Below are 19,876 nucleotides of genomic sequence, written 5' to 3' on the forward strand. Positions count from 1 at the left end.
CTAGTGCGCGGGCATGAGCCGGATTCTCGGACCACGGCTTCGCCTGTGGGATCAGAGCTAGGGGTGCGTGTGAGCGTGGTCGTTGTGGACTGCTTCGATGCGGGCGAGCCGGTCGGTGTGGTCGAGCAAAACGGTGTCGATCTGAGCGAAGCGCTGGTCGATCTGGATGAAGCGCTCGTCGATCTGAGCGAAGCGCTCGTCGACTTGGGCGAAACCTGCTTCCATGTCGGTGCGGACGTTGGCGATGTCGCTGCGCAGGACGTTGAAGCCGACTGCGGCGATGCTGAACACGCCGATGATGAGTGCTCCGATGACGGTTGCGAGCACGGGAACCAAGGCGGAGCGCTGCTGCGCCCCATACGCAGGGTCGGTGTGCGCCGGCGCGGTCTGCGTTCGGCGCGGGCGCGCAGCGGGTGCTGTGGTCTCGGCGGTGTCCGGCTCGGCAGCGTCGTCGGTGTCGCCGGTCATGGTTGCGATGGTAGTCAAGGCGCCTCCCTCGATTGGCCTGCCCGCCGACGGGCACGGTGCCAGGTGACAGTGCATGGGAAGGTAGGCGCTTCGCTGCGCCTCCCGACGACACACAGTCACACGACTTGGCGCGAACCGTAAACCGAGGCAGGCCGCCCGCCAAGCGAATTTCGCACCGGGCTCTTGGCAAGGCGTCGACGAAGATGATCGGGTACGCGGCGTCGGCAGGCAGACGGCCGGGGTTCTGTCGCAGAGCCCAGGCGAGCAGCATCGCTGCTGCGGTCGCCGAACACGGATCGGACCGCGCTGTTCAACGCCTTGGCGCCGTCGATATAGCGGGCGTTCCAAGCCCCCCCCAGAGCGTCGGCCTCTTGGGTCATGACCGCCAACGCAGTGGCCAGTCCGGCCTCCACCGCGACGGCCATCAGACCCTCGCAGCACGCAGCGGCGATCCCACCCAACGTCACCGCCAGACCGTCCCCCAGCACCCCAGCCAAGGTCTCATCATCCGCATCGACCAGCCGCACAGCCGATCCATCCACGTTCTTCATCAGGTGGTCCCCCTCCTGGAGTTGTTACGAAGCTCTCCAGACGATGCCCCAACAGCACCGCCCGCAGAGCGACCACCAGCCCTCCACTTCAACAACTCCCGGGACAACCTCTCCTCTGCGCTGACCCATGGGCAGGGCGGCGAGCCGGCGGCGCGACCGTAGAATTCACCGCATGGGCACGACTGGCTTCTACCGAGAGGTTGACATTCCCGACGACTTCGGGGAGCACGCCGTCGCGCCCATGACTGGCATAGTCACCTTGCCTCGTCACGTTGCGTGGAGCGGACAAGGCGCGCTCGACCTCGACGATCCAGTCGACCGCAACTACGCCTACGAGATTCTTCTTGCAGAGGGGACCGCGGACGACGTCCGTGCCTATGTCGATCGGGACCTTCTGGTGCAGGCTTGGGATGAGCTGTGCCTGGCTCCGCATGTCCGCGAACAATGGGGCACGTGGCTTCGCGGCCGCGATTTGATCGCCTAGCTCGTGCTGACGTCGTTGCAGCGGCGGGTGTGGGCCGCTCTCGCACGCATTCCCGAGGCTGACGCCTTCGCCTTGGCCGGCGGCGGCGCCATGATCGCCTTGGGAATCGTCGAGCGGGAAACAAACGACCTGGACCTGTTCGGCACTGCCCCCGAACACGTCAAACAACTCGGTGCGGTCGTCGACGCGGCCATGAGCGAACAGGGCTTCATCACCGAACATCTCCGGTCCACTCCGTCCCTGCTGCGCCTGGAGGTCCTCCACGACGACGACGCCGTCACCGTCGACCTGGGCTACGTCCATCCCCGCTTCGCCACCGTCCAGACCGCAGGCGGACAGGTCATCTCGCCCCAGGATCTAGCTGCCGACAAGCTGCTTGCCATGTGGGCCCGTTCCGCACCCCGTGACTTCGTCGACGTACACGCCCTGGCCCAGCGCTTCAGCCTCGAAGAGATGGGCCGGCTCGCAGCCCAAAAAGACTTGGGCTTCCGGCGAGACCTCCTCGTGCTCGGGCTGGAGCCCTTCGGTCGTCTCCCCAGGAATCGGTTCGACATCGACGATGCCCACTACGCAGACCTGAGCACCTGGGTTAGCGCCACCCTCGATTCAGTGGCGCCTCACCGAGGGCCATCGACCACGCGTAGTCGTTCCCTCGAGCTCTGACGCACTGGGCAGCTCCTGTGCCGGCACGACTTGCAGGGGGCTTGTGCTGCCGTCCGCTCGTTGGCCCGTCCGCTCGTTGGCCCGTCCGCCCGTTGGCCCGCTCGTTGGCTTGTTCGCTGTCGCTCACAGCCAGGCTCGGGCCACGGCTTCGTCTATGGGGTCAGAGCTGAGGGTGCGTGTGAGCGTGGTCGTTGTGGACTGCTTCGATGCGGGCGAGCCGGTCGGTGTGGTCGAGCAAAACGGTGTCGATCTGAGCGAAGCGCTGGTCGATCTGGATGAAGCGCTGGTCGATCTGGATGAAGCGCTCGTCGATCTGAGCGAAGCGCTCGTCGACTTGGGCGAAGCGCCGCTCGACTTGGGCGAAACCTGCTTCCATCTGGTCACGAAGCAGGTTGACGTCGGTGCGGACACCGGCGATTTCGTCGGTGATCCTGCGGTCGAGGTCGGTGCGGACACCGGCGATTTCGTCGGTGATCTTGCGGTCGAGGTCGGTGCGGACGTTGGCGATGTCGCTGCGCAGGACGTTGAAGCCGACTGCGGCGATGCTGAACACACCGATGATGAGTGCTCCGATGACGGTTGCGAGCACGGGAACCAAGGCGGAGCGCTGCTGCGCCCCATGCGCAGTGTCGGTGTGCGCGGGCGCGGTCTGCGTTCGGACCGGGCGCGCAGCGGGTGCTGCGGTCTCGTCGGTGTCCGGCTTGTCGGTGTCCGGCTCGGCAGCGTCGTCGGTGTCGCCGGTCATGGTTGCGATGGTAGTCAAGGCGCCTCCCTCGATTGGCCTGCCCGCCGACGGGCACGGTGCCAGGTGACCGTGCCGCAGAACGCAGGCAGCGGCCTCGCCGGCAGCGACCCTGGCGGCGTGCTGGGTGACCGTGCGGGGGAACGTAGGCGCTTCGCCGCGCTGGTGCCAAGCCGATTTCGCGCAGCGAGGCGGCGATGGCGGTGCTTCGTGGCCGGCGTCACCGACCGCGCATCAGCGGTCGGCCCGTACACCGCTGTGTTGCGTCTGACTTAGCGCGACAGGTCTTGAGTTTTTTCAAGCAGCGCCGGGCAGGGTTGGGCCACGGCTTCGCCTATCGGGTCAGAGCTGAGGGTGCGTGTGAGCGTGGTCGTTGTGGACTGCTTCGATGCGGGCGAGCCGGTCGGTGTGGTCGAGCAAAACGGTGTCGATCTGAGCGAAGCGCTGGTCGATCTGGATGAAGCGCTCGTCGATCTGAGCGAAGCGCTCGTCGACTTGGGCGAAGCGCCGCTCGACTTGGGCGAAACCTGCTTCCATGTCGGTGCGGACACCGGCGATTTCGTCGGTGATCTTGCGGTCGAGGTCGGTGCGGACGTTGGCGATGTCGCTGCGCAGGACGTTGAAGCCGACTGCGGCGATGCTGAACACGCCGATGATGAGCGCTCCGATGACGGTTGCGAGCACGGGAACCAAGGCGGAGCGCTGCTGCGCCCCATGCGCAGCGTCGGTGTGCGCGGGCGCGGTCTGCGTTCGGACCGGGCGCGCGGAGGGTGCTGTGGTCTCGGCGGTGTCCGGCTCGTCGGTGTCCGGCTCGGCAGCGTCGTCGGTGTCGCCGGTCATGGTTGCGATGGTAGTCAAGGCGCCTCCCTCGATTGGCCTGCCCGCCGACGGGCACTGTGCCAGGTGACCGTGCATGGGAAGGTAGGCGCTTCGCTGCGCCTCCCGACGACACACAGTCACACGACTTGGCGCGAACCGTAAACCGAGGCAGGCCGCCCGCCAAGCGAATTTCGCACCGGGCTTGTGCTGCCGTCCGCTCGTTGGCCCGTTCGTTGGCTTGTTCGCTGTCGCTTACGGGCAGGCTCGGGCCACGGCTTCGCCTATCGGGTCAGAGCTGAGGGTGCGTGTGAGCGTGGTCGTTGTGGACTGCTTCGATGCGGGCGAGCCGGTCGGTGTGGTCGAGCAGCACAGTTTCAGTGCGGGCGAAGCGCTGGTCGACTTGGGCGAAACCTGCTTCCATGTCGGTGCGGACGTTGGCGATGTCGCTGCGCAGGACGTTGAAGCCGACTGCGGCGATGCTGAACACGCCGATGATGAGTGCTCCGATGACGGTTGCGAGCACGGGCACCAAGGCGGAGCGCTGCTGCGCCCCAGACGCAGCGTCGGTGTGCGCCGGCGCGGTCTGCGTTCGGACCGGGCGCGCAGCGGGTGCTGTGGTCTCGGCGGTGTCCGGCTCGGCAGCGTCGTCGGTGTCGCCGGTCATGGTTGCGATGGTAGTCAAGGCGCCTCCCTCGATTGGCCTGCCCGCCGACGGGCACGGTGCCAGGTGACAGTGCATGGGAAGGTAGGTAACGGCCTCGCCGGCAGCGACTCTGGCGGCGTGCCGGGTGTCCGTGCGGGGGAACGTAGGCGCTTCGCTGCGCTGCGGCCAAGCCGATTTCGCGCTGCGAGGCGGCAATGGCTGTGCTTCGTGGCCGGCGTCACCGACCGCGCATCAGCGGTCGGCCCATTCACCGCCGGTTCACGGCCGCGCAGCCACTCTTGGACGGCTGCGGCGCCAGCGAACAGCACCACGACCTCCACCGATTGCTGGGCTTCCCGACGACTTGAACGCAATTGGCGAAAGGCGGCCTTGCCTATTCGCGCGGTCTTTCATCGCAGGCGCAGCTCCCCGATCATCTGCGAGCACGTCTGGCGGACACCGGAGGAAGCTTGTCGCGCTTCATTGAGGCCCTCCGGGGCCCGATGTCTTCGGCTCGCTGACGTCGGGGCAGTGCGCCATGATGCTCAGCGCACGAGTTGGCCGGACGGCAGGGGCAGACCGAAGGGCGGCGTCAGGTTGCTCAGCGCCCGAACTGGTTGAGTGCTTGCTGTGTAGCGATGTCGGTGTTGCTGTTGGCCGTGACGTTGCTGGTGCCTTGCGGGCAGGCTTCGTCGGGCGTTGTGGCTGCCGAGCGGGCGGGAGTTCCAATGGTCGGTACTGGGCAGGCGCTGCCGCGGAAAGGGTGACGCCTGCACACCGTAACAAGCACATCTGCGATGGAGTCGGTTGCCGTCTCGAAACTGTTGCACGGGCGCGGAACGGCCCGCCATCTGGCGGGCCCATCCCTTGCTGCAGTCGTCAGATGCGGCGAACACCGAACTCCAGAGCGCAACGCAGCAAGCGAGTCGCAACCGCACTCCGAGGGGCAAATCGCTGCTTGCTCGATCCCTCGTCTCGCTGCGCGTGTCTCAAAGCGGAATATGGCCCGCCTGAAGGCGGGCCATATTCGTCCGTGGCAGCTAGAGAGTTACAGAGCTGGAATCACTACTGTGCAGACGGCGCTGGACGCACCAGAAGTCCCGGCCAGCGTCCCTCCAAGACCGATGCAGAGCGGTGTGGTGACCGCTGCTCCCGAGAACGTGCAGCTACCGTCGGTACCACTTCCTGCTGCTGTAGCCAGCACCCCCGTAGTAGTGCCGGCGATGATGTAGGTGGCGCAGTTCCCGTTGTTGATGGTGTTGATGTCTTGGGCCTCAAGTGATGCGATGACGTCGCCTCCGCGCGAGAGCAAGACCGTGGCCACACCGCCGGCGATGACGAGCATGACGACGATGACGATGACGCTCTGCAGGGCGATGCCGCGGATGTCGGCTAATGCCTGCGACCAACTGCGGCGCCACAAGAGCCCCGCCGCTACGAGTGCCGTGGGCACTCCCAGAGCCAGAATCAGTGCTTCAGTCACCATGCACCTCCTGCTTCCTGTTGGTGGCAGCGTAGCCGACACCAACTTTGGGGACGCTTCTATGTGGTGCGCATTCTGTCACGGCCGCGACGGTTCCGTCAATGCCAAGCTGCATCTGGGTGCCGCATCGCCTTCTCCCGGCCCATATCGGCTGGCCCACATCGCGACCCGAACACACGGCGGCTCCGACGCAGCGAGCCATGAGTCGTCGAAACCCGAGCACGCAGCCGTCGCGATCAGCCGTGCTCCGACGGGCCGCGGGCGCCTCGGCCGTCGGCGTCGGCTTGGTACTTCCAGTGCTCCAAGGCCGCCAAGCGGGCTTCCAAGTGCGGATCAGGCTTGGCGTTGCCGGCTGCTTCGACGATCTTGAATGCGACACGGGACGCTGTGCGCGTGGCACCCCAGCCCCACAGGAAACCCCCGAGGAGCCCGGCGACGCCCACGGTCACTGCCACGATGCACAACGCATCCACGCGGCGCACGCTACCCCGCGCGATGCGGCGGACCCATTCGGGCTCACAAGCCGGTGGGGATGGAGTCGGAGTTCATGATGCCGGCGAGCGGCGGCCGTTGTGTGCAGTCGAAATCGGCTTGCTTGCCGCGCACGGTGATGCCTACGTTTCGATGTGGGCACTCGCCCGCTGCCGCGTGGGCGGGCGCCGTGGGCGGGCGCCTCGAGACCGGCCCCTTGGAGGCACTGTGGCTACCATTACGACCATGGCGGACGACGCAGCCGAGTCCGACAACGCAGTTTCCCCGCCGCCGAGCCCCAGCGCTCCCGCCGCGACCGCTGCACCTGAACGACGCTCGGTGCAAGCACCGGTGCTCGCGACGATCATCGCAGCACTCATCGTCGGCGTGTTCAGCTTCGCTGTGGTCGGCTTCAACGTCTTGCGCAACGACATCAGCACCGAGATCGCCGCAGTCCGCCGCGACATGGAAGCGGGCTTCGCCCGGGTCGACGAGCGGTTCGACCGGGTCGACGAGCGGTTCGACCGGGTCGACGAGCGGTTCGACCAGGTCGACGACCGATTCGCCCGCATCGAAACTGTGCTGGTTGACCACACTGACCGGCTCGCCCGCATCGAAACCGTGCTGGTCAACCACACTGACCGGCTCGCCCGCGTCGAGACTGTGCTGGTCGATCACACCGACCGGCTCGCCCGCGTCGAAACCGTCCGCGGCGCCCACACCCATACCCCCGCACAGCCCTGACACGCCCAGGCCCCTACGCGCCCGCGCAGAGCGGATGCGCAGAGGACCCGACAGGCTCACAAGCCGGTGGGGACGGCGTCGGTGCTCGAGATGTCTGCGAGCGGCGGCTGTTGTCTGGGGCCGAAATCGGCTTGCTTGCCGCGCACGGTGATGCCTACGTTTCGATGCGGGCACTCGCCCGCTGCCGCGTGGGCGGGCGCCGTGGGCGGGCGCCTCGAGACCGGCCCCCTGGAGGCACTGTGGCTACCATTACGACCATGGCGGACGACGCAGCCGAGTCCGACAGCGCGGATTCCCCGCCGCCGAGCGCCAGCGCGCCCGCGTCGCTCGCCGCGACCGCTGCACCCGAACGACGCTCGGTGCAAGCACCGGTGTTCGCGACGATCATCGCAGCACTCATCGTCGGCGTGTTCAGCTTCGCTGTGGCCGGCTTCAACGTCTTGCGCAACGACATCGGCAGCGTTCGCACCGACCTGCGCAACGAGATCAGCAGCGAGGTCGCTGCAGTCCGCCGCGACATGGAAGCAGGCTTCGCCCGAGTCGACGAGCGATTCGACCAGGTCGACGAGCGATTCGCCCAGGTCGACGAGCGATTCGCCCGAGTCGACGACCGATTCGCCCGCATCGAAACTGTGCTGGTTGACCACACTGACCGGCTTGCCCGCGTCGAGACTGTGCTGGTCGATCACACTGACCGGCTTGCCCGCGTCGAGACTGTGCTGGTCGATCACACCGACCGACTCGCCCGCATCGAAGGCGTCCACGGCATCGAAACCGTCCGCGGCGCCCACACCCATACCCCCGAACAGCCCTGACACGCCCACACTGACACTCCCACGCGCCCGCGCAGAGCGGATGCGCACAGGACCTGACCGGCTCATTCGGGGGCCAGCTGCGGGATCGGTCGAGGAGGTCACGGAGCAGGATGAGGCCGAACCCGGGCCGTGGGGTGTGCGGTGTCACAGGCTGGGGCCTTGGCGGTGCCGGTGGTGATCTGCGGCGGGCTGGCTTCGGCTGGGGCTCAGTGCGGTCACGCAGTGCTGGGAGCGTTGGGTCATGGCGTCGGTGAGCGCTTGCACGATGGGGGAGGCTCGTATGTCGTCGGGCAGTTCGTCGGCGGCTCGGGTGAACGCTGGGCCCACGGCGGCAGCGAGCTGTGCTGCGCGTTGTTGGGCGTCGAAGTTGGGGAGCCCGATTGTTGAGGCGGTCGTGGCCCATGCGTGGGGAGTCTCTGCGGCGAGAATGCGTCGGTCATCGAGGGCGGGCATGGCCAGTGTGTGAGACCGGCTCAAGTCGCCTTCGTATGGCAGCAGCGACCAGATGTCATAGAACGGTGCGAGACGGTGTTCGTGGGGGCCGAGCAGGATGCTGAAGTTCTTGGAGTGGCCGTCGCTGTTGCACACGAGCCAGTTGAATACGAGAGCGTCGAAGAATCTGCGGAGGTCTTGGTCGGGGTCGGTGCTGTTGTCCGCGAACAGGCGCGCCAGGCGGCTGAGCGGGTGGCCGCGATCGTGGGTGCGGTAGATGAAGACGCCGGGTTCGCCGCAGGCTTGGTGGAGGTCTTCTTGGTGGACTCTGGTGACAGTCCCGTCCGCTGCAGCGATGCGGTCGAAGCGGCGTACCGCGATGACGGTGTGGCCGGCGACCGTCAGCGGCTGGGAGTCGGCGACGGTGAGGCCGCAGTGGCGGGCTGCCGCGAGGCAGAGGTGTTCGTTGACGGCCTGGTCGGCGAGGTCGCGCATAGAGGGCTTGAGGATGTGGGTGGAGGCGATGTTGCCCCACGGTTCGCCCCAGCGGTCGCCGTCGCGCACGAGCGCTGTTTTGGACTGGGCGCCGGCGAGGCTCCACGCTGATCGTGCGTGGCTGCGCTGCCATCTCTGCTCGCTGACGAGTTGGTCCACGAGCTCTTCGAACTGCGGTGTGGTGAGCCAGTCGATGCCCGATGAGCGCGACGTGATGCCGTCGACGGTGCTCAGGGGGCATGTCTGAACGGCACCGGGGAGGTCCAGTCCCAGCGGTGTGCTCAGCAGGTCGAACGGGGAGTCCGACAGGGCGCCGTGTTTTGCGGCCCAGCGGCTGCGGACCATGTCGTTGCCGGGCAGGACACCGTCGAGCCAGCCGCTGACGCGTTCCCCCGCGGAGACGGGTTCGCTGAGGGGCAGTGAGAGTGACAGCGGAACTGCGGCCGGGTCGGCTGCGTAATTGGAGTCGTAGGTGAGGCGCAGCCGGCGGCGATGTCGGTCTATGACTGCGGCGTGCCGTCCGGCGATGAGAACAGCGAGCGGTTCAGAGGACACGGCTGGGGTCGGGTCAGTCGTCGGGTTGGGTTGTGTGGGCGGCGAGGATGGCGTCGATGACGGTGACGGGGCGGACGTGGACCGCGAGCGAGAGCCCCAGCGCTGTGAGCACGGCGGCGACGCGGTCGCTGCCGCCGGGGGTGCGGCCGGTTTCGAAGTCGCTGAGCCACTGCACCGAGACGCCGGCTCGGCCGGCGACGTCGGCTTGGGTGAGCCCGAGGCTGCGGCGGTAGTTGCGCAGTGTGCGTGCGAGGCGCCGCGGTGTGCGGATGTCGAAGTCGATGAGTTCGGCGGGTGTCGGATTGGTCATGGCACGGGAGTTCGTGATGAGCAGCAATTTTTTCGGTTTTCCGATATTACAGCTATTGACGAAATTGCACTTCGTATAGAGAAATACGGGTTTAGACGAAAAAATGAATCACACCGGGTTCGGTGGGGACGGAGCCGGAGTTCACGATGCCCGCCAGCGGCGGGCAGGCCATCAGCAGCATGAAGGCGCCGCCGATGGAGCACGAAACGGGATCAGGCGCAGGTGGGGCTCACAGGCCGGTGGGGAGGGAGTCGGAGTTCAAGATGCCGGCGAGCGGCGGGTAGGCCATCAGCAGCATGAAGCCGCCGCCGATGAGCGCCAGCGGGCCGCCCATCTTCTCGCTGGCAGACGCTGCAGCGGCGTCGGCCGCCGCCAGCGACTTGGAGCGCGCGGCCTCGACTTGGCTCACGATGGCCTGACGCGAGCCGGCGCCGGTGGTGCCGGCCAGCTCCAGCGAGGCGATGAAAGGCTCCATGAAACGCAGCCGACGCGTCTCGCTCAGCCGACGCAAGCCGATCCACGGCGGCTCGCCGAGCGCCGAGGCTTCGGTCAAGGCGTTGCGTATCGCAGCGAACGCCGGCTGGCTGCTGTATCCGCTGGCGGTGTGCAGCGCTGCAGTCGCATCGGACCCGGCGGTCACCAGCTGCGCGACCAGTTCCAGCCAGGCCTCGGCCGATTCCTTGAAGCGCTCGCGCTCCTTGTTGGCCTCGGTCTTGAGGATGGAATCCGGCAGCCACCACCCCAGCAGCGCACCGCCGGCCGCGAATGCCACCGTGAGCATCGGCGGCACCGAGATGCTCAGTGCCAGCGAGGCCATCACCGCGATGAGAATCATCACGATGCCCCCGCCGACCAGACCGCCCAGCTTCACCAACGCGTGAACTTCGAGTGGTCGTCCCATCATCGCCGCGTCCTGGCTCAGCAGCTGCTTGGCCCGCAGGTCGCGCTCGACACGGCCGGCCGCCTTGCGTGTGCTCAGGGCAAGGCCAGAACCCGGCGCCGATGCCGTCTGCGTCGTCCTGCGGCGAAGGCCCGACACGATCAGCAGGATGCCCCCGCCGGCCGCAGCGGCGAGCATCAGCGCCTGCACGATCATGAGAGCTCCTCTCCGACTGACTCTCTCAGTTCTGCCAGCGACTCCTCGAGTTCGCGTTGGTCGAGGAGCCGCACCGGCGCGCCCGTGGCGGCGAGCTGCAGCACCCACAGGATGTTCCCGAAGATCATGATGCCCACAGCCAGCAGGATGATCTGGCCGATCAGCGAGCCGAACGGGTCGAAGAACCCGCGATTGAACGTGAACATCAGCAGCACCGTCGCCACCGTGATGCCGGTGATAGAGACGACTTGGGTCCATGTGCGGGCATTGGCGACTTCGTTGCGGCGGCGCATCTCCACCTCATTGCGCATGGCGCGTGCCGCGGTCTCGAATGCCTCGGTGATGCGGGCGCCCGAATCCCACGCAATGCTCATGCCCAGGACCAAGCGGTCGGCGTAGGGCGACTGCATCTGAGCGGCGAACCAGTTCAGCGCAGACGTGAGGCCGACGGTGTCTGCCAGCGACGCCATCTGGGTGACGTGAGGCCGCAGCATCGGGGGAGAGGCGGGGGCGGACAGCGTGATCGCCTCCAACAGCGATCCGCTGGCCGAGACCAAGTCGCGAATCTGCTCAGTCCACTGGGAGTAGGCCTCGATCTCGTCGGCCACCGCCCGGCGCTGGCGAGGCACCGAGAACATCCGCGGGGCGATGAACCCCGCGGCTGCGCCGATGGGCACCGTCACCAGCCAGCCCGTGGCCGACCACATGGCGAGCGCCAGCGCCGCGGCCGCAGCCGCTCCGAGCAGCAGACGCGCGTCGAACTTCGCTGCACGCTCTTGGAGGTTCTTGGCTTGGAAGCTGCGCAGGCTCAGCCGCTTCGGGCGCACGGGCGCCTTGCGCATGCCGATCAGCAGCGACATCAGGCCCAGGCCCGCAAGCGCACCCAGCGAGACGGCGGCGAAGGGGTACACGGCTCACGTCCCGGTGCGCGGCTGACGCGAAGCGGCGGGCGCGGCAGGACCGGGGCGGGTCGCCTCATTGGGCAGCGTCGGCAATTGCCCAGTGTGGGGCGCGTGCTGAGGCGGCACTGCGGACGGCTGCTGGTAGCGGCTGTACCCATCGGGCCGGCGGTACTGGGGCATCGTCGGTGCGGCCTGCGCATGCGGCGCGGTGCGGGGCTGCCCCACAGGAGGCCCGAGCATGGCCGGATCGAATCCCGACGCCCGAAGCCTCGCCAGCGCCTCGCCGTCGGGCTTGAACGGCCGCGTGTAGACGGCAACGCCGTCAGGGCCGGCGGCGAACACCTCGTTCGTCAGCACCTCGCCGTCGGCGTAGCCGGTGACCTCCCGGATCGAGGTGATGGCCCGGCGGCCGTCGGGGAGCTTCTTGATGTACACCAGCAGGTGCAGCACCTCGGCGATCTCGCGCAGCACCGAGTCTGGCGTCGGCGCGTCGGGGGAGCGCTGCGCGTAGATCAGGATCTTGTTGATGGCGGCCTCAGTGCTGCCTGCGTGGATCGTGCCGAGCGAGCCGTCGACGCCGATGCCCATCGACTGCAGCAGCTGCATGACCTCGCCGCCGCGAACCTCGCCGACGATGACACGGTCGGGCGACATCCGCAGCGCGGCCCGCAGCAGGTCGTACATGGCGATCTCGCCGGTGCCCTCGGTGTTGGAGGTACGGGTCTCGAGCGCAAGCGTCCGCTCGTGCAGGCCCGACGATCGCAGGTGGAGCTCGAGCGTGTCTTCCACGGTGACGATGAGATCAGACTGGGGGACCTCTGAGAGCAGCGATCGCAGCAGGGTCGTCTTGCCTGCCCCGGTGCCGCCCACCACCAGCATGTTGGCCGGATCGGGAGGGCGCACCGCGGCGCGCAGCACGGGAATCATCTGGGGAGTCACCGTGCCCGACTGCAACAGCAAGTCGAGCGAGGCGGTCAGCAGGCGGTGACGCCTGATCACCATCGACGTGCGCTCCGCGACTGCGGTGACCGCGAACAGGCGATGCCCCGATGACAGGCGCAGGTCCAAGATGGGCGACGCTGTGTCGAACCTGCGCGAGGTGTGGCCTGCGGTGGCGGCCAGGTGACGGACCATCGTCACCAGCTCCTCCTCGCTCTTCGCGAGCGGCGGCGCCATGACGCGGCGACCGTCGGCCAGCGAGAGGATCACCGTGTCGTGGCCGAGCACATGGATGTTCTCGACATCGGGACGCTCGAGCAACGGCACCAAGGCGCCGCCGCCCATCAAGCCGCGCACGTTCGCGCGGAAGTCTCGCCGGCCCTCTGCGTCGAGCTGCGGGCTGCCGTGCATCACGGCCGTGGTGTCGTTCTGCTCGAGTATCCGGTCGGCCAAGGCCATCAACCGCTCGTCGATGACCTCGCGTGGCAGCTTCTGGCGCTGCATCTCGAGATACCGGCGCAGAATGTCGTCGCGGGACCGCTCGAAAAGCTGGAACCCCGGACCTTGCTCGACGCCTTCGGCCATGACTGCCTACCGACTCAGACTTGCGCCGGCTCTTGGCCGTGAGCCTTGAGTTCGCCAGACGGTCAACATGCGCGAGCCTCGTTCACTCGCATACGTTAGCCGTTCCCGTCATCGGCAACGTCGGTGCCGCTGCTCAGCGCTCGTTGGATGTCGTCGGCCGTGAGGTCGAGCCCCAGTCGCCAGATCTGACGGTCTGAGGAGATCAGATACCGGTCGACCAAGCGCTGGATCTGCAGCGCCCGTGCCGGCTCGACGACGTAGATGAGGTTGCCCCCCACCACGTTGTCGAGCCGGAGCACTCCGATGAGCGAGAGCTCCGGCTCCGGCGCGTCGAAATCGGGTTCGGCACCAAACGCTGACGCCGCGCCCTGCAGCCTCTCGCGGCCGATCAGGGCGATGGTGTCGCCGGTCTGGAGGGTGCCGTAGCTGACGTCCTCAGCAGGCAGGCTGACTTGGATGACGACGCTGCTGGCCTCGGCTTCGCTCGACAGCGGCGGCGGGCGGAACATGCCCGGCATGATGAAGGTGCCGGCGGGAATGGGACCCGTCGCCCACTGGCCGTAGATGGCGCCCATCTGACCGGCGGTGGTCGCGGCGCCTTCGCCGACGTTCGCTTCGACGAGCCGGAAATCGGCGGAGCTGACCTGATCCCAGCGCGCGATGTCGCGTGCGGCAACCACGTACGGCTGGCGCTGGTCGACGCTTTGGAGCACGTACCAGAAGCCGAACGCAGCGCCGGCCACGAGCACGCAGCCTGCGAGAAGCAGCCTGCCGTTGCGCTTCTTCGCGCCGCCGGGCACGATGACGGGCCGCGGCTGCCCTGACGCCTCCCTTGATGGTCCGTCGCTGAGATCCGACACGGTCCGTCCACTGTAACCGCAATTCGAACCACTCCTTGAAGCGTCTCGAACGGGTCTTGGACTGCTGTTCGCCGCCAGCATCGCGTGGTCGATGCACACGACGACAGCCATGGGGACGACATCGGCGGCGCAGCTTCAGAACGGGGCGCGGCACAGATTCGAGTGCTGTGCACTGCACGGGGCGCGGCACGGATTCGAGTGCGGTGCACCACGACATCGCTGTTCAACACCGGTCATCGTGCCGACGACGAGCAGAGCCCGCTCACCGCAGCGGTTGGAATGGTCGCTGCCGCGGCGAGACTGGCGGCCACAGGTCGCAGGCGCCGCAGCGCGCCCAGTACTCGGGAGACTCCCAATGAGCAATCGCGTATCTGCAGCGCTGGCGGGCATCGCTCCGTCCGCGACGCTGGCCGTGGACGCCAAGGCCAAGGCACTGCGGGCTTCAGGTGAGAACGTGATCGGATTCGGGGCCGGCGAGCCAGACTTCCCGACCCCCGAGCACATCGTGGAAGCGGCGATAGCGGCGTGCAGCGATCCCGCGAATCACCGCTATTCCCCGGCTGGGGGGCAGCCGGCGCTCAAAGCCGCCCTGGCGGCCAAGACCAGCCGCGACAGCGGCCTCGAGTTGGACGCGAGCCAGTTCCTCGTCACCAACGGCGGCAAGCAGGCCGTCTACAACACCATGGCCGCGCTGCTTGATCCCGGCGACGAGGTCCTGGTGCCGGCGCCGTACTGGACGACGTATCCCGAGGCGATCAGGGTGTTCGGCGGTGTGCCTGTGGACGTGTTCGCCGGCATCGAGTCGGGATTTCGGGTGAGCGTCGAACAGCTCGAAGCTGCGCGGACTGAGCGCACCAAGGCGGTGCTGTTCGTGTCGCCCTCGAACCCGACCGGTGCGGTGTACCCGCGTTCGGAGATCGTCGCTATCGGTGAGTGGGCGGTTGAGCACGGTGTGTGGGTGATTGCCGACGAGATCTACGAGCACCTCGTGTACGGCGATGCGCAGCACCACTCGCTCCCGGTGCTCGTGCCCGAGATCGCCGACCGCTGTGTCGTGCTGAACGGCGTGGCCAAGACCTACGCCATGACGGGCTGGCGAGTCGGCTGGATGGCCGGGCCGCCCGACGTGATCGCAGCGGCGACCAATCTGCAGAGCCACGCCACGTCCAACGTCTGCAACGTGGCCCAAGCAGCGGCGCTTGCAGCGGTGCGCGGCGACCTTTCCGCCGTCGCCATGATGCGAGATGCGTTCGATGTGCGCCGACAGCGCATCGCCGAGATGCTCAACGCCATCGAAGGCGTGGAGTGTCCCGAGCCCGAAGGCGCCTTCTACGCATTCCCGAAGATGGAAGGGCTGCTGGGGCGCCGCTACGGCGACACGGAAGTCACCACGACGCTCGAGTTGGCGGCGGCGGTTCTCGAGCAGGCCAAGGTGGCGTTCGTGCCCGGCGAGGCGTTCGGCGCGCCGGGCTACGCACGGTTCTCCTTCGCGCTCGGAATCGACGATCTGGCCGAGGGCATCAGCCGCATCGCGAACTTGGTCTCGGCGTGAGGATCTGTGCCGAACAATTCGTTGCCGTGGCGGTGATCGACGCGTCAATGGAACAGATGGCCGTCGAGCATCCGACTGGAAAGAACTGAACGGCGTGGCGCGAGTCCTCGTTTCCGAGACGCTCGCGGACGCCGGTTTGGACCTGCTGCGCGCAGCCGGTCACGACGTCGACGTCCGTACGGGGCTGAGCAATGACGAGCTGCGCGACGCCGTCGCCGGGGCGCAGGCGCTGGTCATCCGTTCGGCGACGCAGGTCGATGCTGAGCTCCTCGATGCGGGTGATTCGCTCGTCGTCGTCGGCCGTGCCGGCGTAGGGCTCGACAACGTCGATGTGGCCGCCGCCACCGAGCGTGGTGTGCTTGTCTGCAACGCCCCGTCGAGCAACGTGGTGTCCGCGGCGGAAATGACCGTGGCGCTGATGCTGGCGCTGGCGCGTCGCGTGCCCCAAGCGCACCAGGCGCTCTCGGAGGGCCGATGGGAGCGCGGCCGTTGGGGCGGCATGGAGATCTACCGCAAGACAGTGGGAATTCTTGGCCTCGGTCGAGTCGGCCGCTTGGTGGCGCAACGAATCGCCCCGTTTGATGTCGCGCTCATTGCCTTCGATCCCTACGTCAGTGCCGAGTCCGCCCGAGCAGCGGGTGTCGACATGGTCTCGTTCGATGAGCTGCTGGAACGCTCCGACATCATCACGCTGCACATGCCGCAAACGCCTGAAACGGCCGGCCTGCTGGGTGCCGAAGGCCTGGCCAAGTGCCGCCCGCACGCGTTGATCATTAACACGGCCCGCGGCGGCATTCTCGACGAGGCGGCGGCAGCAGCCGCACTCGACGCAGGTCGTCTGGGCGGCATCGCGCTTGATGTCTACGAAACCGAACCGATGACTGAGTCACCCTTGTTTGGCCGAACCGACGTGGTGGCCACGCCGCACCTGGGCGCCAGCACGGCCGAAGCGCAAGATCGAGCAGGCACCCACATTGCCGAGCAGGTCAACCTTGCGCTGGCCGGCGATCCCGTGCCCGACGCCGTCAACGCCTAGCGCACTGAGCGTCAGCGTCAGCGTCAGCGTCCGGCGGTCCGAAGACCGGCTCGGCGGGCAGGCTCAGGCCCTTGAATCCCAACGCTGCAGGTTGGCAAAACAACCACTAGCCATAAGGTAAAACACCTAACAGAGTCGTGGGAGAAGAGAGCGCAGCGGCGGAAGCCGGTGCACTCGCCGGATTGAGTCATCGAGCCGGCCCCAAGGCAGGGAGGCGCTTCGACGGTGACTGCGCAAGTGGAAGTTCATCGTCACATCGGGGACAGGTTCGAGATCGGCCTCGTTCTCTACACCGGCTCAACACCGCTGCCCGTGACGGACCGCATCGCAGCGATTCCCCTGTCATACCTCTGGGAGGTGTGATCTCGACTGTCAGTCTGGCTGCAGCTGTGCGCGCAGCCAGTCAGGTGGCAGGGCGCCCTTTCGGGCGATGAGGCTGACGGCCCATCGGGGCGACGGCTGGCTCGCGTTCGTTGCGCGGGGGGTCATCGAAGTGCGCCTTCCGACCGCTTCGATCAGGTAGGCGGACACGTCGACGGTCTCGGAGTCGCTCGCGTCCCCTGCGTCGGCGGGCGGCGCTACTTGCACCAGACCCTTGAGCCGGACGACACCGTCGGGCAGATCGGCGAGCAACGCCTCGATGACGGTCCTGGGAACGGGTGCGTTGAGGACGACCGTCTGTGATTCGAACAGATCCTCCGCCGTGGGTGATGCGGGGGCAGCTGCCGGGCCGGGCGCCGGTCGTTCACCTGTGCTGGATGCGTCACCCGCCGCTCTGGGGCCGAGCAGCACATCGATGGGCACTGCCGCTCGACTCGTGCGGACAACGGCGGCGTCGGCCGAGAGCCCCGCCAGCCACTCGCACAAGTCATCGGCCTCAGCAGCACCCTCGAGCAGGTCCACCTTGTTGACCACGAGCACGTCGGCGGCAGCGAGCTGGCGGCGCACGGTGTCGCCAACCCAGCGGTCGTTGGCTTGGCGCCGCACCTGCTCTGCGTCCGCCAGCACCACGACTGCATCGAGTTGCAACCCGGGCGTGTGGCCGTAGGCGGCGACCTGCGCGGGATCCGCGACGCCGCTGGCCTCGATGAGCAGCCTCGCCGGCGCAGTGCCCGCCGAGCGAACCTGCATCAGCGCAGCGGCGAATCCATCGGCGAGCGTGCAGCAGATGCAGCCGTTGGCGAGCGTCAGCTTGTCGCCGTCGGCCGCGACGATGAGATCTTCATCGATCGAGATCTCGCCGAAGTCGTTGACGATCACCGCCACGCGCTCGCCCGAATGCCGCAGCACGTGGTTCGCCAGCGTCGTCTTGCCGGCGCCGAGATAGCCGCCGATCACGGTCACCGGGATGCGTTGCTCGCTCACCATGCTCGTCTCAGTTGTGCTCTTGTGCACGCCGCAGTACTCGGTTTGGGTGTCGGGGGCTATGTCTCGGTCTCGCCGATCTGGGCCGGTTGGGGCACCCCGCCGAGCACGGTGCCCCACACCCCGATGTCACGCAGCGCCATCGGGTCGACGGTCAGAGGGTCGTCTTCGAGCACCGCGAAGTCAGCCAGCTTGCCGGCTTCGATGCTGCCGATCTCGGCGTCGAGCTTGATCTGTCGGGCTGCTTCGATCGTGATGGCACGCAAGGCGTCGGGCACCCCGATGCGCTCGTGAGGGCCGAGCACCTGGCCCGACGCCGTCACCCGGTTCACCGCGCACCACGCCGTGTGCAGGTGACCCAGCGGCGTGATGGGCGAGTCGGAATGGATCGAGAAGCTGACGCCGCTCGCCAAGGCGGTGCCGCAGGCGTCCATGCGCGCCGCTCGCTCTGGTCCCACGGTTGCGTCCCGGTGCTGATCGCCCCAGTAGTAGATGTGGTTCGAGAAGATGTTGGCGCACATGCCCAGCGCCGCCATGCGGCGGTACTGGTCGGGCGTGGTGAGCTGGCAGTGCTGCACGGTGTGGCGGTGATCCCATCGGGGGCAGCGCTCGAGCACCTGCTCGACCGCGTCGATGAACACTTCCGACGCCTCGTCGCCGTTGCAATGACAGTGCACCGTCAGGCCCGCCCGGTGGTACGGCTCCAGCAGATCGGCCATCTGGTCGGGCGCCGTCAGCCACAGGCCGTTGCCGACGTGTCCCGGCGGCGGCTTGTAGTAGTGCGGCCAGCTGATCCGGGCCGTGAAGCCCTGGATGGAGCCGTCCAGGATCAGCTTGACGATGCCGAAGCGCAGTTTCGGGGTCTGCTCGTTCTTCAGTCGTGCTCCCAGCGCCGCCAGCTCGTCGGTGTCGGTGGGCGCTCCGAAGAAGTTGGACAGCGCCACCATGATGCGAGCCGGGTACTCGGGATCGCTGGTGACTTTCTTCCAATTGGCGAGTTGGTCGGGGTCCCACAGCTGCGTGGTGCCCAAGTCGGTCAGCAGTGTGTGCCCGGCGTTGCGAGCTTCATTGGCATAGCGCCAGCGGGCCTGCTCGGTGCGGTTGGCGTTCATCATGTCGACGAACGCCTCGCCGGCCAGCATCATGCCGGCGGGCTCGTGCAGCTCGCCGTTGGGAAGCCCGTCGCCTCCTCTGGCGACGCCGGGGCTGGTCGCCGTCTCGTCGATGCCGCATCGCTCCATGAGCGCCGAGTTGATCGTGGCCAGGTGCCCGCTGGCATGCAAGATGAGTGCTGGCCTGTCGCCGGTCACGGTGTCGAGATGGCGTGCCACCAGCCGCTCGCCAGGGAAGTAGATCGGGTCGAGGCCCCACGCCAGCAGCGTCTGGGACTGGTCGGACAGCTCCGCGGCAGCTTTGCCGAGCCGCTCGAGCACGTCGTCGATCGACGTGCAGCCCGGCCACAGACGTCCTTGTGGATCGCGACGGTCGAAATAGCCGACGTAGGTGGAGTTCCACAGGCCTCCGGACATCACATGGCAATGGGCCTCGACGAACCCGGGCATCAGCACGTGGTCCGCGAAGCGATCATCGACTCGGTGGGTGCCCCATGACGCCAGCTCGTCGGCGCTGCCGACCCCCAAGACGCGATCGCCGGCCACGGCCACCGCTTCGGCGAAGGGGAACGCCGGGTTGACGGTGATGACCCGTCGCGCCGGGTAGATGACGAACGGCTCCGTGTTGGGCATCTCGATGGGGACGTTGCTGGTCATTGCTGGCCTCAGTTTCGACTGCTGTCACGGTGGCGCATGGCGTGTGCTCGTGATTCTCGCGCCCGCGCTCTGCGGTACGGAGACACTCGCATCATGC

Annotated in this window: 22 protein-coding genes; 7 read left to right on the forward strand and 15 right to left on the reverse strand. The window is 67.4% G+C overall.

Going from position 1 to position 19,876, the window contains the following annotated elements:
• Positions 1-57 precede the first annotated feature (57 nt).
• Positions 58-486: a hypothetical protein gene (locus ACOGJB_RS17020; protein ID WP_419838272.1), complete on the reverse strand. Its 429-nt coding sequence runs from the start codon at positions 484-486 to the stop codon at positions 58-60.
• 98 nt (positions 487-584) lie between these two features.
• Positions 585-1,019: a hypothetical protein gene (locus tag ACOGJB_RS17025; RefSeq protein WP_419838273.1), complete on the reverse strand. Its 435-nt coding sequence runs from the start codon at positions 1,017-1,019 to the stop codon at positions 585-587.
• A 172-nt stretch (positions 1,020-1,191) separates the two neighbouring features.
• Between ACOGJB_RS17025 and ACOGJB_RS17030 the strand changes: the two genes are divergently transcribed.
• Both ACOGJB_RS17030 and ACOGJB_RS17035 read left to right on the forward strand, forming a co-directional pair.
• Positions 1,192-1,503 (forward strand): hypothetical protein, encoded by a 312-nt coding sequence (locus ACOGJB_RS17030; protein WP_419838274.1) that lies wholly within the window; start codon positions 1,192-1,194, stop codon positions 1,501-1,503.
• 3 nt (positions 1,504-1,506) lie between these two features.
• Positions 1,507-2,166 carry a nucleotidyl transferase AbiEii/AbiGii toxin family protein gene (locus ACOGJB_RS17035; RefSeq protein ID WP_419838275.1) on the forward strand — a complete coding sequence of 220 codons (660 nt, stop codon included), beginning with the start codon at positions 1,507-1,509 and terminating at the stop codon, positions 2,164-2,166.
• A 160-nt stretch (positions 2,167-2,326) separates the two neighbouring features.
• Here the strand turns inward: ACOGJB_RS17035 and ACOGJB_RS17040 are convergent, their stop codons facing one another.
• From ACOGJB_RS17040 to ACOGJB_RS17060, 5 genes are all read right to left on the reverse strand, one after another.
• Positions 2,327-2,929 (reverse strand): hypothetical protein, encoded by a 603-nt coding sequence (locus ACOGJB_RS17040; RefSeq protein WP_419838276.1) that lies wholly within the window; start codon positions 2,927-2,929, stop codon positions 2,327-2,329.
• 321 nt (positions 2,930-3,250) lie between these two features.
• A complete protein-coding gene (locus tag ACOGJB_RS17045) occupies positions 3,251-3,766 on the reverse strand; it encodes a hypothetical protein (RefSeq protein WP_419838277.1) in 516 nt (171 codons plus the stop codon).
• A gap of 250 nt (positions 3,767-4,016) precedes the next feature.
• On the reverse strand, positions 4,017-4,409 hold the full coding sequence (locus ACOGJB_RS17050; RefSeq protein ID WP_419838278.1) for a hypothetical protein: 393 nt from the start codon (positions 4,407-4,409) through the stop codon (positions 4,017-4,019).
• A 1,009-nt stretch (positions 4,410-5,418) separates the two neighbouring features.
• Positions 5,419-5,856: a hypothetical protein gene (locus ACOGJB_RS17055; protein ID WP_419838279.1), complete on the reverse strand. Its 438-nt coding sequence runs from the start codon at positions 5,854-5,856 to the stop codon at positions 5,419-5,421.
• A 233-nt stretch (positions 5,857-6,089) separates the two neighbouring features.
• Positions 6,090-6,326 (reverse strand): hypothetical protein, encoded by a 237-nt coding sequence (locus tag ACOGJB_RS17060; RefSeq protein ID WP_419838280.1) that lies wholly within the window; start codon positions 6,324-6,326, stop codon positions 6,090-6,092.
• 244 nt (positions 6,327-6,570) lie between these two features.
• Here ACOGJB_RS17060 and ACOGJB_RS17065 point away from each other — a divergent pair, with 244 nt between their 5' ends.
• Both ACOGJB_RS17065 and ACOGJB_RS17070 read left to right on the forward strand, forming a co-directional pair.
• Positions 6,571-7,068 (forward strand): hypothetical protein, encoded by a 498-nt coding sequence (locus ACOGJB_RS17065; RefSeq protein ID WP_419838281.1) that lies wholly within the window; start codon positions 6,571-6,573, stop codon positions 7,066-7,068.
• Between the two features lie 257 nt (positions 7,069-7,325).
• Positions 7,326-7,883 carry a hypothetical protein gene (locus ACOGJB_RS17070; RefSeq protein WP_419838282.1) on the forward strand — a complete coding sequence of 186 codons (558 nt, stop codon included), beginning with the start codon at positions 7,326-7,328 and terminating at the stop codon, positions 7,881-7,883.
• 144 nt (positions 7,884-8,027) lie between these two features.
• Here ACOGJB_RS17070 and ACOGJB_RS17075 read toward each other — a convergent pair whose 3' ends face one another.
• The 6 genes from ACOGJB_RS17075 to ACOGJB_RS17100 form a co-directional block, all read right to left on the reverse strand.
• Positions 8,028-9,365, reverse strand: a complete 1,338-nt coding sequence (locus ACOGJB_RS17075) for a HipA domain-containing protein (protein WP_419838283.1) — start codon at positions 9,363-9,365, stop codon at positions 8,028-8,030.
• 13 nt (positions 9,366-9,378) lie between these two features.
• The gene (locus ACOGJB_RS17080) at positions 9,379-9,675 is read right to left on the reverse strand and encodes a helix-turn-helix domain-containing protein (RefSeq protein ID WP_419838284.1); all 297 of its coding nucleotides are present in this window, start codon (positions 9,673-9,675) and stop codon (positions 9,379-9,381) included.
• A 229-nt stretch (positions 9,676-9,904) separates the two neighbouring features.
• Positions 9,905-10,771 carry a type II secretion system F family protein gene (locus tag ACOGJB_RS17085; protein WP_419838285.1) on the reverse strand — a complete coding sequence of 289 codons (867 nt, stop codon included), beginning with the start codon at positions 10,769-10,771 and terminating at the stop codon, positions 9,905-9,907.
• Positions 10,768-11,682, reverse strand: coding sequence for a type II secretion system F family protein (locus tag ACOGJB_RS17090; RefSeq protein ID WP_419838286.1), 915 nt, complete (start codon positions 11,680-11,682; stop codon positions 10,768-10,770). Before ACOGJB_RS17090 ends, ACOGJB_RS17085 begins: the two co-directional genes overlap by 4 nt.
• 3 nt (positions 11,683-11,685) lie before the next feature.
• Positions 11,686-13,197 (reverse strand): ATPase, T2SS/T4P/T4SS family, encoded by a 1,512-nt coding sequence (locus ACOGJB_RS17095; protein ID WP_419838287.1) that lies wholly within the window; start codon positions 13,195-13,197, stop codon positions 11,686-11,688.
• Between the two features lie 95 nt (positions 13,198-13,292).
• Positions 13,293-14,057: an SAF domain-containing protein gene (locus ACOGJB_RS17100; RefSeq protein WP_419838288.1), complete on the reverse strand. Its 765-nt coding sequence runs from the start codon at positions 14,055-14,057 to the stop codon at positions 13,293-13,295.
• A 355-nt stretch (positions 14,058-14,412) separates the two neighbouring features.
• On the opposite strand from ACOGJB_RS17100, the gene ACOGJB_RS17105 reads away from it, so the two are divergent.
• From ACOGJB_RS17105 to ACOGJB_RS17115, 3 genes are all read left to right on the forward strand, one after another.
• Entirely contained in the window at positions 14,413-15,609 is a 1,197-nt protein-coding gene (locus ACOGJB_RS17105) for a pyridoxal phosphate-dependent aminotransferase (RefSeq protein WP_419838289.1), read from the forward strand.
• A 94-nt stretch (positions 15,610-15,703) separates the two neighbouring features.
• Complete coding sequence (locus ACOGJB_RS17110) at positions 15,704-16,645, forward strand: hydroxyacid dehydrogenase (protein WP_419838290.1); 942 nt, start codon at positions 15,704-15,706, stop codon at positions 16,643-16,645.
• Between the two features lie 225 nt (positions 16,646-16,870).
• Entirely contained in the window at positions 16,871-17,008 is a 138-nt protein-coding gene (locus ACOGJB_RS17115) for a hypothetical protein (protein ID WP_419838291.1), read from the forward strand.
• A 9-nt stretch (positions 17,009-17,017) separates the two neighbouring features.
• On the opposite strand, the gene ACOGJB_RS17120 is transcribed toward ACOGJB_RS17115, so the two are convergent.
• Positions 17,018-18,013, reverse strand: coding sequence for a CobW family GTP-binding protein (locus ACOGJB_RS17120; RefSeq protein WP_419838292.1), 996 nt, complete (start codon positions 18,011-18,013; stop codon positions 17,018-17,020).
• Positions 18,014-18,069: 56 nt separating this feature from the next.
• Entirely contained in the window at positions 18,070-19,779 is a 1,710-nt protein-coding gene (locus ACOGJB_RS17125; protein ID WP_419838293.1) for an amidohydrolase, read from the reverse strand.
• Positions 19,780-19,876: the final 97 nt, after the last annotated feature.

The sequence above is a fragment of the Candidatus Poriferisodalis sp. genome (assembly GCF_965208895.1).
Taxonomy (GTDB): Bacteria; Actinomycetota; Acidimicrobiia; order Acidimicrobiales; family Poriferisodalaceae; genus Poriferisodalis.